Genomic DNA, 12,659 nt, shown 5'->3' with positions numbered 1-12,659 from the left:
TCCCTTAAAGTACTTGTTTATCTAGTCCAATTATTGTGATGTTTCGTTACAGCGTCAACAGTTTTCTCAGGAAAACGGTTGCGTCAAGCAGACCCCTTGGAAGCAGGGATCCCTGGCTAGATAAGTCGTTTTGCCTAGAGGCACTGCTGAGAAACCACGGCTTGGCTGAATAGGCTAGGGAGTCCTAGACATGGAAACGGAAGAGCATCACATCTCCTTCCTGAACCACGTAGTCTTTGCCCTCGCTGCGCACCAAGCCCTTTTCTCGGGCGGCACTCAGGGATCCCGCTGCCACTAGGTCCTCATATGCTATCGTTTCCGCCCGGATAAAGCCCCGCTCAAAATCCGAGTGAATGACCCCCGCTGCCTGAGGAGCAGTGGCACCGGCAGGGATTGTCCAGGCGCGGGTTTCTTTGGGGCCGGAAGTAAAGTAGGTGCGCAGGCCCAGCAGCTCGTAGGTGGCGCGGATCAAAGATTTCAGCCCCCCTTCTTTCACCCCCAGCGAGTCTAGATAAGCCTGTCGCTCTGCAGGCGGCAGCTCCACCAATTCCGCCTCCACCTGGGCTGAGACCACCACCACACGCGCCCCTTCTGCCTGGGCCACTTGCCGCACCTGCTCTACCCAGTCGTTGCCAGTGGCTAGCTCCGTTTCTGCCACGTTGGCGGCATAGATCACCTTCTTGCGGGTGAGCAGCCCTAGCCCTTTGATGGAGGCCTCCTCTTCTGGGCTGAGGGGCACCAGGCGGGCCGGCTTGCCCTCGTCCAAAGCGGCCTGCAGCTTCTCCAGGGCCTGCAGCTCTACTTGAGCCGTTTTGTCGGACTTGGCCTGTTTGCGCACCCGTTCTAAGCGCCGCTCGATCTGGGCCAGATCCGCCAGGGCCAGCTCCAGGTTAATCACGCCCATGTCTCGCACCGGATCCACGGAGCCGGCCACATGCACGATGTTCTCATCTTTGAAGCAGCGCACCACATGTACGATGGCGTCCACCTGGCGGATGTGGGAGAGAAATTGGTTGCCCAGCCCCTCGCCTTTGCTGGCGCCGGCCACCAGGCCAGCAATGTCAACAAACTCAATCTGGGCGGGGACGATTGCCGCCGAGCCGCTGATCTTGGCCAGCACCTGCAGGCGTTCATCCGGCACTGCCACCCGTCCTATGTTGGGCTCAATGGTGCAAAAAGGGAAGTTGGCCGCCTCGGCCTTGGCATTTTCGCAGAGGGCGTTAAATAGAGTCGATTTGCCCACATTGGGCAGGCCAACAATTCCAGCTCTGAGCATCGAGATCGCGGAAGAAAAACTAGGGTAATGGAAAGGGATCCGTTGCGAAACTTTAAGGTCGCTATTTTGACGTTAGCATTTGTCGCCTCTGGCTGCTGCGTTTACCAAGAGGGCGGCTCTGCGGCAAGCTGGGCAAGGTTTTTGGAGTTGCCCTCAGACCCGCTCCAAAAAGGCCACCCCCTCTACATGGCCTGTTTGGGGAAAGAAGTCGGCCGCTCGCCATTGGGTTAGGCGGTAGGATCCCTCGGCCATGAGAATTTGCAGGTCGCGCGCCAAGGTGGCAGGGTGACAGCTAATGTAGACAAGGCGCTGGGGTTGTCGCTGCTTTAGGATCTCGAGTACCTGCCGCTCGCAGCCGCGCCGCGGCGGATCCAACACCACAATATCGGCAGGAGGCAGAGTTGGCAAAACCGTTTCCACTGCGCCCTGGAAAAATTGGGCCGAGGGGATGCCGTTGAACTGGGCATTGTAGCGGGCCTGGGCCACCGCCGCCGGCAGGACTTCCACCCCTATCGCCCGTTTGGCCCGCCGGGCCAAGAGCAGGGTTAGGGTGCCGATGCCGCAGTAGGCGTCCAGGACGATCTCCTCGCCGCGCAGCTGGAGCTGATCCACTATCCAGGTAAAAAAGGCCTCCGCCTGCTCCGTGTTGACTTGAAAGAAGGAGGTGCTGTCAATCCAAAAGGAAAGACCGGCCAATTCTTCCCGCAGGGATCCCCGCCCGGCAATCACCTCCGTTTGCGGGCCAAAGATGGTGTTGGTGCGGGCCGGGTTGAGGTTGAGACAAACCCCCACCAGGTCGGGGTAGCACTGCATCCAGCGCTTGGCCCACCTTTCTAGGTGGGGCAGGTCGCGGCTGCAACTGACCAAGGTGAGGAGCACCTCGCGGGTGCGGCGACCAATGCGCAAGCCCAAGTGACGCAGATGGCCCTGGTGGCGGCTTTCGTCGTAGACGCTCCAGCCGGCCTCCTGCAGATCCCGCTTAATTTCCCGCAAGAACACATCCAGCCGCTCGTCCTGCACAGGGCACTGGTTGAGGTTCACCAGGCGGTGGCTGCCCGGTCGGTAGTAGCCCATGCGCAGCGGCTGGCCCTCTGCTTTGGCAATGGGGTAGGTGACCTTATTGCGGTAGCGCAGCGGCTGCGGGGATCCCAAAATCGGGACAGGCTCCGGCAGAGTAAGACCGCCAATTCGTTCCAGCGCATCCCTGAGGATCTGCTGCTTGGTAACCAATTGCTGAGCGTAGCTGACGTGCTGCCACTGACAGCCACCGCACTTGTCCGCCACAATGCAGGCCGGCCGCACCCGCTGCGGCGAGGGAGCTATGAGGGAGCGAATTCGCCCGACCAGATAGTTGCGCTTGATCTCAGTTATCTGAGCCACCACGCGATCCCCTGGCACCGCTTGGGCGACAAACACCACCCGACCCCGCCCGTGGCCAAGCGTATGGGCAATGCCATCGCCCTCAGGGGTTAGGTCGGTGATCTCCAGGGATAGGAGATCCCCCGGCTTGATGGGATCAGGGGCCAGAGAAGGGATTGGCTGCTCCATGGAAAAAGGTGGTTGACGTTCTCCCCAGCCCTATTCGCGCAAGCGGGACAGAGTCCTCAGGGCGGGGCCTGCGCCGCCAAAGTTTTGGTCAATCGAAATCGGGTGAGACCATCCAAAGCTAAACTCGATACGTAAGAAAATCCGGCAACCGAAACAGAGTAATCCCAGAAAACCCAAGGGAGGAACTCTATTGTGGCATTGACCGGGGTGCCTGGGGATCCGCCGGAACCCTCTTTGCCTGGCTGCAGCGGAGCTCGAGGCTGGCCCCCCAAGCTGCGCCCAAGAGCAAGGTGATCAACAGGTGAAGGCGGCCATCCAAGATCACCACATCCAAAAGCCCCGCAGCAAAAAACGCCGTCAAGGCCAGTAAAACTCCCAAGAGGATCTCGTCTTGGGAGCAACGCCAGGCTCGCCAGCCCCGCGCCAAGATCCAACCCCAAAGGGCCAAGTAGCCCAGCAGCAGAGGGATCCCGCCTTCTGCCGCCAGATGGAGGTACAAGTTGTGGCAGTGGCCCAGCAGCTCTGGCGGATCCTGGGCATTGTAGAGGGCAGGAAAGCTCTGCCAGCCCCAGCCGGTCAGGGGCCGCTCCCACACCATCTGCAGGGCAAAGCGCCAGGCATCGAGGCGGTTGGCCGTCGAGCTGAAATAGGGGGCCTGGGGGTCAAAGGTGTCTGCCAACCGGCTCCAGATCAAGGAAGGGACAACCGCCCGCCAGCCGGGCCAGTCCAAAGCAGCGGCCAAGCCGGCTAATCCCAAGCCGGCCAGGAAGGCGAGCCCCCACCAGCAGCGCCGCAGGGCCAGCCCAATCAGTAGCGCCAGCCCCCCTGCCCCCCAGCCGTTGCGGGAGGCTGTCAGCAGCAACAGCAGGGATCCTAACCCCAGCAGCGCCGCCAGCCCTGCTCTGGTGGGGTGAGATTGAGTTGCCCCCCACAGCCCCGCCGCCAAGCCCAGATGGATCACAAGATAAATGGCCAGGAGATTGGGGGAGGTGAAGGCTGCCGCCGGGCGCTCCCCACCGGCCACGCCCGTAATCCAGAGCGGCCCCAAGAAGAGATGCCCCTGCCACCCCCACAGCACTTCTCCCCAGCCCAAGAGCAGCATCAGGCCACTGCCCAGCACCAACACCTGCGCCAGGCAGCGGCGGCTGAGGGGATCCCTCAGCGCTGCAGCAAAGGCCGGCAGCATCAGGAGAAAAGGCCAGTAGTTGAACATCCCCGGCAAGCTCAGCCGCCAGTCCTCCCCCAGCAGCGCTGTCACCACCACCGCCAGGCTCAGCAGGCCCGCCAGCCAAAAGCCGGGATCCCGCCGGATTTGCTGCCAGTAGCGGCCATAGCTTTGCACCGTCCCCACCACCGCCAGCAACAGACTAGGGGCCAGGTTGACCGGGATCAGCGCCGCCGAGCCCAACAGCCAGCCCTGGAGCTGCCAAGGCCGGGGGGACGGCGGCAGGTCTTTAGAGGCAACTGAGGCAGAAAAATTACTCATCGTCGAGGGGGATCCCCGCTCGTACCCGCCCCTGGCCAAAGTAGCGGCCAAACTGCAGCTCGTACACCTCATCTTCATCTTGCGTTTCCACCCACAGCTCGGAGCGGGCATAGCCCACGCACAGCAGCCCGTAGCCCTGCTCCTTCAGCTCCCGCGAGATCCCCATTGCCTCCGGCTGGTAGAGGGATCCCTGCCGGATCCGCACCGCACAGGTGGTGCAGGCGCCGTTGCGACAGGCAAAGGGAAGCTGGATCCCTTGGGCTTCGGCAGCCTCCAGGATGTATTGGTCGGCAGGCACCTGGATGAAGTAGTGGGCGTCTTTCTGGCGGTCGTGGATGTGAACCGGGTAGGAATGCATGGAGAAGAAGGGCCTTTTCCCCCGATGAGGAGACTTCTCCATGATCCCACAAGATTTGAGTGGAGTTGGGCTACTGCCCAGCTCCATAGGATAAGCTGAAGGCAGGGCCCCCAGGAGAGCAGCCTATGCTAGAAACTCCCAATTCCCCCATGCCCTCAGTGGAAAAACTGCCAGCTACCTTCTCGGCTGAAGTTTTTAACAAGCTCATCGAGAGCAATACTGAAACTCGTCCCTGGGGCAGCTTTACGGTGCTGGACGAGGGCCCCGGCTACAAGATCAAGCGGATTGTGGTGCTGCCCAAGCATCGCCTCAGCCTGCAGATGCACTACCACCGCAGCGAACACTGGATCGTCGTGGCCGGCACCGCCAAAGTGACCTGCGGCAATGAAGAGCGGCTGATCACCACCAACCAGTCCACCTACGTGCCCCCCTGCACCAAGCACCGCCTGGAAAACCCCGGCGTCATCCCCCTGGTGATCATCGAAGTGCAAAACGGCCAGTACCTGGGCGAAGACGACATTATCCGCTTCAGCGACGACTACGCCCGCGCCGACAGCGGGCAGTCGACCTCATCCTGAGCCCGTCCTAGAAGGGGAAAACGGTCATCAGCAGCAAGGCGGCCATCAAGCCCAGCGCCACCTGCACCGCCTGTCCAAAGGCCGGATGGCTGGTCACCACTTCGCCATAGCGGCTCTGGAAGCGGGACAGATCCAGGTAGGGAGCTATCCCCCGCCGGAACCATCCCACCACCGTCCCTTCTTGACCCACCAGCCTGCCTGCCCGGCTGGCCCCAAACAGGAAGTTGCCCAGCGGCCCAAACCGAGAAACATAGCGCAAGAAAATCATCCCCGTCTCATCCTGGAACTTGAGATCGGAGCCGAAGCGATAGCCCGCATCCCCCCGCCCGATCACCCGCCCCTCTAGCTGCATCGGCAAGCCGCGCAAGGGGCTGGCGTAGGGGTTGCTCATGGCCTTCAACACCGTCAATGCCGGCGGGTTTTCCAAGCTGGGGTACATCACCGTCATCTTCAGCAGCAGGCCCAAGCTGGCTCCCGCCAGAACCAGGCCGGCAAACATGCCGTAAGACCCCGCCTGCAGAGCGGGGATCCCAAGCACCATCCCCAAGATCGCCCCCAGCCACTCGGCGTTTAACAAAACCACGTCCAGAAGAAAATTGCCGTAGAGCTGCTGGCGGTTGAGCTGCTTGCCCTGGGCCACCACGCTGGCCATGTCGAACTCCACCGGCAGATCCAGTTGTTCGGCATAGGTGCCCAGCGCCCGCACCCGCTTGCCGGTGAGGGGATGGGTGGAGTTCAGCTCCATCCACCCGGCCCAAGGGTTAAACAGATCCCACAAAAACACCCTGCCCACCTGGCTGGGATCCGCGGCCACCCGGTAGGCTGTCCCCGCCATCACCGCCGCCTTGGCATCGTAGATCCCCAAGGCCCGTGTGCCTTCCAGCAGGCGAGCGCTGCGCTGTCGGGTTTCCTCATCCTGTTGCCGCTCCCCTTCTTGCACAATGCCAAAGGCTATTTTCACCAGAGCCCGCGAGAGGGCATTGGGGTTGCCGGTGATTTCGGCGGCAAAGTGATCGGCAAAGTACTCCCGCACCCGCGACAGGTACAGCACCAAGTAGGAGCCGGCCACGTAGAAAAAGTAGGCGACCAGAGCCAAGGAACCTATGTTTTTGCCCCCTCTGCGGTCTCGGCGCGTGTCGCGCAGGTAGACGTAGAGGAGGTAGAGAATCTGCACCAACGTGGAAGCCAGGGTCATGACAGCAAAATCCCAGTGGATCACATGCCCCAGCTCGTGGGCATAGACCGTGGCCACCTCCTCATCTTCCAAGTAGGTGAACAACCCTTCGCTGACGACGATGCGGGCCGTATCCGGCAGGCTGCCATAGGTAAAAGCAGTAGGGTTTTGGTCGCGGATCAAGCCCAGCTTCGGCTGCTTCAGCTTGTACTGGCGACAGACGCGGGCGATCACCTCCGCGCTCTCTGGGCTGCGACGCCCAATTTCCCCCAAGCTCACCCACTGGGTGCTGTAGAGGCTGTGCTGGATCCAGTCCATCAACCAGGGAGACAAAAAGAAAATTAGGGCGTTGAAGGCCAGGGTGAGCAGAACGGCGGAAAGAAAAGAGCCAAAAGAGAACCCCCCTTCCAAGGTGCCGAAAACGGCCAGGGCCAACACAAACACCATGCCGAACAACAGGCTCAGGGTCACGCCGGCGGCCAGAGTGAGGTTGCCAGCAAAGCTGGCCAAAACCAGCGAGACCCCTGTCTGAGGAGCGCGGTACCGGCGTCGGGTCTGACCGGTTCTGAGATTGGAGGTGGCGGGATCCAAGTCGGCCAAGGCGCGGCTGGGGTTGAAGCAATAGCGGCTCAGCCAAACGCTCAACAGGCGCAGCTCGTGGGGATTGAGGCTTTTCAAGGGCTCTAGCCACAGGGCCGCATCCACCGACAGCATTGCCGTCGAGACAGCACCGGGGTTGCAGAACAAGGTGGGCAACAGGGGCAGCACTTCTTCCTTTTGCCCAGCGGTGAGGTTATGAAAACCCAAGACCGCCTGGCGCACCACGCTGGAGGGTTGAGGCAGGTCAGCGGTGAGCAACTGGCGGTCTTGGACAAAGCAATAGCGGCTGAGATCTGGACTGTCGGCGGGATCCCCCCTGCCCGTCGCCGCTTCCGGAGCCAGCCTCACCTGAGTTTTCCAGTTGGCCTGCTGTTGGCCGATGGGGCGGCTGTAGAGAGCCAAGCGCTTGACTTGGGGATAGCGGCTGGGAATTGCCTTCTGGAACCAGGCCGTCAGCCTCTCATGGTCGAGAGCAACGTGAGCAGGGTGGTTGATCATGATCACCAAAGCGTAATCCCCAGGACTGCTTTGGAGGGGCTGGGCCTTCACCTGAACTCTCAGACGCAGGTCTGCCAGAGCTTGCTCTAGCCACTGCGCCAATTCCTGCTCGTTCATGGCCGTCTCCCGGAGGGGGTAGGGTAAGCTGAGCTATTGCTTCAATTGCCAATGGCTTTCGACTTTACAGCGGCTATTCTGGCATTTTCTCTACCAAGGGATCCCCATCTCCCCCCAAACCCAGTACAGAACGCCCAGGGCAAGCATTTATCCAGGAGCTGAGCTGCAGAAATTGTTTGGCTACAAGATCGAGCGCTGTCCCTCCGGGCTGATGCCGATGATGGTGAGCTGGCAATCCAGCACTTTAAAGCCGTACTTTTCAGCCACCTTCTGGCTGATATTCAGGATGGCGTTGTTTTTGAACTCAATGACCTTGTTGGTCTTGACGCACACCAAATGGTGGTGGTGGTGGGGGGCCGGCTGGTTGATCTCGTAATGCTTGTGGCCTTCGGTCAGTTCCAGCTCGCGCAAAATGCCCATGCGCGCCATCAGCTTGACGGTGCGATAGATGGTGGAAAGGCTGATGTTGTGGCCTTCTTCCCGCAGCTTTTTGTGCAGCTCCTCGGCGCTCAGGTGAGTCCCCTCAGGCAAGTTTTGAAAGGTCTGGAGGATGATTTCCCGCTGCCGAGTGGCTCGCCAGCCTTTGGCATTTAGCTCCGCTTTGAAGGCTTCTTCCGTGTAGACCATGATGCCCCCCTCCGCTGTTGGGCAACGTCGCCGTAACAGTCAATAAGTTCTGTAATTGATAATAGCCTCATTTAAGTAAGATAGCGCCACTGACTTTCGGCTGCCAAAGGGATCCTGTTGCCTTCTTGAGAAGCAACGGCAGCGCCTGGGCCGGCAGAAGAAGGGGTGCGGGAAACCGGATCCCGCGTCTATTGGAAATGAGCTAGCCTACAGGGTATGCCCAGGTGGCCTTATAGTTCGAGTGAGTCTGGGCTAACATAACTCGGGAAAAGGCCCGCGGCATCCCGGCGGCGTTGCTAAGCGTAGTCAATACGGGAAGGGAAAACAAAGATGCGGTTTGAGCAGCCCAAAACCTATTCCATTTCTCTAACCGGCTGGGGCTTCTGGCTGGGATCCCTGGCCTTGGCAGCTTTGCTGACCCGTGTCGGGCTGGGGTGGCTGGTCGCCGGGTTGGTGGCTCTGTTGCTGTTCTTGCTCTCTCTGCCGGTGCTGGTGCTGCTGGCCTTTCGCTGGTGGGCGCGCCGCTGGATCGCCACGGATCGCTGCCCGGTGTGTGGGTCCGAGTCTCAGGCCATCGAGGGCAGCCGCTTCTTTTGCCCCAGTTGTGGCGAGCCGCTGTTTGTTGCCGATGGCCATTTTTATCGGCAAACGCCCCCCGGCACCATCGACGTGGAGCCGCTAGAAGAAAGCGGCTGGGAGTTGCCAAGCTGAGGGCTCCGCTCTGGGGGTGGGTTGGCGTTTTTAGAGGGCATTTTGGGTGAAAAGTGCTCCGCAACGCTATTGCCAACGACAGCGGCCGGGCTGGCGGCTGGTTGCGATCTGGGGGGGGACGCTCTCGGCGGCGTTCCTTCTGCTGAGCTCAGCTCAGGCGACGGCGCAGGGATCCCTGCAACCTCAGGTGGAGACCTACCTGGCCCAGTTGAGCGGCCGCGGCTTTGCTTCCACGGCCCAGGGGGTTTGGCTGCAGAGGGGCGACGAGGTTTTGGGGCAACATCAGGGATCCAAGGCTTTGCCGGCGGCCTCCCTGACCAAGGTGGCCACCACCCTGGCTGCTCTGCAGCAGTTTGGCCCGCACCACCGCTTTGTGACCACCTACTTGGCAACCGGTTCGCTGGGAACGGACGGAGTTTTGCAGGGCGATCTCTGGGTGCTGGGGGGGGAGGATCCCTTCTTTGTCTGGGAGGAAGCCTTCGCGGTGGGGAACGCCCTCAACGCCCAGGGGATCCGCCAGGTGCGCGGGGATCTGGTGGTGGTGGGCCGCTTCTACATGAACTTTTCCCGGGATGGGGCCCGTTCGGGATCCCTGCTGCGCCAGGGGCTGGATGCCCGCCTCTGGCCCCCGGAAGCCCAGGCGCAATTCCAGACCTTGCCCCCCGGCACCCCCAGGCCGCAGGTGGAGATTTTGGGGTCGGTGCGAGTTGCCCAGCAGATCCCTTCGGAGGCCCAGGTCTTGCTCAGGCATGAGTCGCCTCCCCTCATTCACCTGCTCAAGCTGATGAACCTCTACAGCAACAATGCCATGGCCGAGATGCTGGCAGAGGCGGTGGGAGGAGCGGCCCAGGTTGCCCAAATAGCCCGCGCTGCAGCAGGGATCCCGGCAGAAGAGCTGCACCTGATCAACGGCTCGGGATTGGGGGTGGAAAACCGCATCTCCCCGCGGGCCAATGTAGCCATGTTGCGGGCAACCCAGGCGTTGCTGGAAGAGCGCGGCTTGTCGCTGGCGGATGCCTTTGCCGTCGTCGGCCAGGATGTGGGCGTGCTGGAGCGGCGGCTTCTGCCGGGGATCTTGATCGCCAAGTCGGGCACCCTGAGCGGCGTCAGCACCTTGGCGGGCGTGTTGCCAACTGAGCGGGGCGATATCTGGTTTGCCGTCATGAACGGCGGGGCCAACTTGGCCGACTTGCGCACCTGGCAGGGAGAGTTTCTCAGCCGGCTCCAGTCCCGCTGGGGATCCCCCGCCGCCTTGCCCGAGCGCTGGCTGCCTCGTCCCTTAGATACGAGATCCCGCAGGGAGTCGAGCCCTCGCCTTTGACGGTTTGCCTGGGAGGGGTCGCCTCAGCAGCAAAGCGCCTGGGGATGGCAAACCCTCGCAAGCCGGTTTCAATTCAGCCAGAAGCCGCAGGAGCCCCGCCCCCCAGTCCCCCCGTGTACGGGGGGATATAGGGGGGATTGAGGGGGCAGTCGGAGTCGGGTAGTTTACAGCCCTTCTCCGGAGAGGGTTGCGGCGATGGGGCGTACAGGAATCGAACCTGTGTAAGGCAAATTATGAGTTTGCTGCCTAAACCGCTCGGCCAACGCCCCTTCTTCTTCTACTTTTTACTCTAGCGCCCTTGTTCTTTCCAGAACCGGTGAAAAAGAGCCCCGCTACAGGATAAGCTGCATGTCGGTGGTTAGCGGACAGCAGAGACCATGGCATCAGCGCGTTCCTGGCAGAGGCAACTGGCTTTAGGCTTGGGGCTGACTGCCTTATCCTTGGTTCTCGGTTTGGTTTTTTGGGCCGTTGGGCAGCACTATCTCCCCTGGAACGAAGCCGCCTCTGTGGACTGGCAACCCACCGGCCAGAACCTGGCTCTGTCTCCTGCCCTGGAAGCGCAGACGGTGCCGTCCCCCCCTGAAGCGCCTTCCGCCGTCAACAACCCGCCAGAGGGATCCCCGCTACAGCTCTGGCTTGTTACCTTTTTAACCGTGTTTGTGGCGGAGATGGGCGATAAGACTCAGTTGGCCACCTTGCTCATAAGCGCCCAGTCCAAGTCTCCCTGGGCGATCTTTTTCGGCTCTGCCAGCGCCCTGGTGACCGCCAGTTTGCTCAGCGTAGCCTTAGGGGGATCCCTGGGGCAGGTGATCCCGGCAGCCTGGCTAGAATGGTTGGCTGGCCTCGGCTTCCTGGCAATCGGGAGCTATGTTCTCTGGCGAGAATGGCAAGGGAAGCGTGAGCCCTCTGGAGGAACCGAGGATGGCCTGCCAGGGAAAATTGACACTCCCACCCAGGGGATTCTTACGCAGCCCAAAATGGACTCGCGAAGGCGCTGTCAAGACGCCCCTAGACAGTCCTTTGAGGCATAACCTCAAAGTTCTGCTTACTTCGGACTTAAGTTCCTCCAGGTTAGTTATTGCCGCGCGGGTTTTGCACCGCAGTAGGTTGTTTTCCTGGAGAAGCTCTGTACTAACTATAACAAAGAAGCAACTAAAGTTGCTCAAGGGCTTTTCCGCCGCGTACTAAAGTACGGGGCTATCAAGCTATCCTTTTGTGTAGCGCGGCTCGCAGTTGCATTCTATCTTCTGGGGTGGCACGGCGTCGTTGAACCAAAGCGCGAGGGTCTGTATCTCTGTTAAGCAAGCATGAACTTTTTTAACGATCCGGATAGCGGCTGCTGAGAGGAGAACTGAGGCCCCGTAGAATGAATCCCAAAATTCCAGCCAGGATCTTCGGACATGGATTACATTCGCACCTTTAACGACGATCCCTGCGAGGGCCATCTTTCAACGCCCATCAGTGACTCTCCTCTCACCCGTCTGTTTATCAACAACCTCCCCATTAACCGGCCTGGCCTATCGCCGCTGTTGCGAGGGCTGGAGATTGGGTTGGCGCATGGCTATTTTTTGGTGGGGCCAGAAATCGTGGTGGGCCCGCTGCGCGACTATCCTGAGGCAGCCAATTTGGGCGGGCTGGTCACGGCGATGGCGATTGTGCTGCTGGGAACCGCCTGTATGTCCGCCTATGGCAGCGTTACCTTTGGAAACAAGCCGGAAACGCCGGGCGCCAATCCTCTATCTACGGCCCGTGGCTGGGGGGATCTGACAGCAGGATTTTTCTTGGGAGGTATGGGTGGCGTGTTTGCTGCCTACTTCTTGTTGGAGAACTTTGCCGGGATCGACGCCATCTTTCGAGGGTTGGTGAATTAAGGTTAATTGAGTTGTCAAACTTGTCAAGGCACTGGAGAGGAGCAAGATCATGACCGGTTCTTACGCTGCTGCTTATCTTCCTTGGATTTTCGTCCCCATTGTCGGTTGGCTGCTGCCGGCAGTAACCATGGCTGTGCTCTTTTTGTACATTGAGCGCGACTAACTGGTTCTCATCTCAATGGGTTTCGGAAGAGGGATCCCTAGCTAGACAAGGGATCCCTCCCTTTTTGGCACAGCGGCTGTTTCTGGACGCGCTGCCGTCTTGCCTGGGGCAGTACCCGACCAAGGTTGGGTCTTCTTGCTTTTGGGAAAGGGGAACTTCCAAAGGACTTTAGAGTGGAGCAGGATCCGGCGAGCTGATCCCATACCAACAAGGAAAAGGGCAGCTTGCGCAACCCCCTTTCAACTTTTAACGAGAAGAAGAAGTCGATGGCCAGCCTTACAGCCTTTTAATTTAAAATAGGGTACAGGTATTCAAGAGGAAGGAGAGAAAG

The 12,659-nt window shown here is 60.3% G+C and carries 12 protein-coding genes and 1 tRNA gene; 6 read left to right on the top strand and 7 right to left on the bottom strand.

The window, feature by feature from the left end; all coding sequences use genetic code 11:
• Positions 1-184: 184 nt before the first annotated feature.
• The 4 genes from ychF to GG26_RS02850 all read right to left on the bottom strand — a co-directional run bounded on the left by ychF (position 185) and on the right by GG26_RS02850 (position 4,668).
• Positions 185-1,276 carry a redox-regulated ATPase YchF gene (ychF, locus tag GG26_RS02865; protein WP_011428949.1) on the bottom strand — a complete coding sequence of 364 codons (1,092 nt, stop codon included), beginning with the start codon at positions 1,274-1,276 and terminating at the stop codon, positions 185-187.
• 153 nt (positions 1,277-1,429) lie between these two features.
• Entirely contained in the window at positions 1,430-2,824 is a 1,395-nt protein-coding gene (gene rlmD, locus GG26_RS02860; protein ID WP_011428950.1) for a 23S rRNA (uracil(1939)-C(5))-methyltransferase RlmD, read from the bottom strand.
• A 187-nt stretch (positions 2,825-3,011) separates the two neighbouring features.
• Entirely contained in the window at positions 3,012-4,310 is a 1,299-nt protein-coding gene (locus GG26_RS02855; RefSeq protein ID WP_071813484.1) for an O-antigen ligase family protein, read from the bottom strand.
• Positions 4,303-4,668 carry a 2Fe-2S iron-sulfur cluster-binding protein gene (locus GG26_RS02850; RefSeq protein ID WP_011428952.1) on the bottom strand — a complete coding sequence of 122 codons (366 nt, stop codon included), beginning with the start codon at positions 4,666-4,668 and terminating at the stop codon, positions 4,303-4,305. The genes GG26_RS02855 and GG26_RS02850 overlap by 8 nt, the downstream gene beginning before the upstream one ends.
• A gap of 125 nt (positions 4,669-4,793) precedes the next feature.
• Between GG26_RS02850 and GG26_RS02845 the strand changes: the two genes are divergently transcribed.
• Positions 4,794-5,246 (top strand): phosphomannose isomerase type II C-terminal cupin domain, encoded by a 453-nt coding sequence (locus GG26_RS02845; RefSeq protein ID WP_011428953.1) that lies wholly within the window; start codon positions 4,794-4,796, stop codon positions 5,244-5,246.
• A gap of 7 nt (positions 5,247-5,253) precedes the next feature.
• Here the strand turns inward: GG26_RS02845 and GG26_RS02840 are convergent, their stop codons facing one another.
• A complete protein-coding gene (locus GG26_RS02840) occupies positions 5,254-7,635 on the bottom strand; it encodes a M48 family metalloprotease (RefSeq protein ID WP_414388789.1) in 2,382 nt (793 codons plus the stop codon).
• Between the two features lie 180 nt (positions 7,636-7,815).
• Positions 7,816-8,262, bottom strand: a complete 447-nt coding sequence (locus GG26_RS02835; RefSeq protein ID WP_414346803.1) for a Fur family transcriptional regulator — start codon at positions 8,260-8,262, stop codon at positions 7,816-7,818.
• Positions 8,263-8,592: 330 nt separating this feature from the next.
• Between GG26_RS02835 and GG26_RS02830 the strand changes: the two genes are divergently transcribed.
• The gene (locus GG26_RS02830; RefSeq protein ID WP_011428956.1) at positions 8,593-8,973 is read left to right on the top strand and encodes a hypothetical protein; all 381 of its coding nucleotides are present in this window, start codon (positions 8,593-8,595) and stop codon (positions 8,971-8,973) included.
• Between the two features lie 46 nt (positions 8,974-9,019).
• Entirely contained in the window at positions 9,020-10,294 is a 1,275-nt protein-coding gene (locus GG26_RS02825) for a D-alanyl-D-alanine carboxypeptidase (RefSeq protein WP_099812638.1), read from the top strand.
• Between the two features lie 196 nt (positions 10,295-10,490).
• On the opposite strand, the gene GG26_RS02820 is transcribed toward GG26_RS02825, so the two are convergent.
• Positions 10,491-10,563 (bottom strand) — tRNA-Ile (locus GG26_RS02820).
• Between the two features lie 183 nt (positions 10,564-10,746).
• On the opposite strand from GG26_RS02820, the gene GG26_RS02815 reads away from it, so the two are divergent.
• The 3 genes from GG26_RS02815 to GG26_RS02805 all read left to right on the top strand — a co-directional run bounded on the left by GG26_RS02815 (position 10,747) and on the right by GG26_RS02805 (position 12,328).
• On the top strand, positions 10,747-11,325 hold the full coding sequence (locus GG26_RS02815) for a TMEM165/GDT1 family protein (protein WP_346426049.1): 579 nt from the start codon (positions 10,747-10,749) through the stop codon (positions 11,323-11,325).
• A 369-nt stretch (positions 11,326-11,694) separates the two neighbouring features.
• The gene (locus tag GG26_RS02810; RefSeq protein ID WP_099812636.1) at positions 11,695-12,165 is read left to right on the top strand and encodes a photosystem I reaction center protein subunit XI; all 471 of its coding nucleotides are present in this window, start codon (positions 11,695-11,697) and stop codon (positions 12,163-12,165) included.
• Between the two features lie 49 nt (positions 12,166-12,214).
• Positions 12,215-12,328, top strand: a complete 114-nt coding sequence (locus tag GG26_RS02805) for a photosystem I reaction center subunit VIII (RefSeq protein ID WP_011428960.1) — start codon at positions 12,215-12,217, stop codon at positions 12,326-12,328.
• The last annotated feature ends 331 nt before the right edge of the window (positions 12,329-12,659 follow it).

It is taken from the genome of Synechococcus sp. 'PEA 65AY6A-5F PE A' (assembly GCF_047462575.1).
Classification (GTDB): domain Bacteria; phylum Cyanobacteriota; class Cyanobacteriia; order Thermostichales; family Thermostichaceae; genus Thermostichus.
Note: the sequence above shows the minus strand (reverse complement) of the source record. Positions and strands in the feature narration are given on the sequence as shown.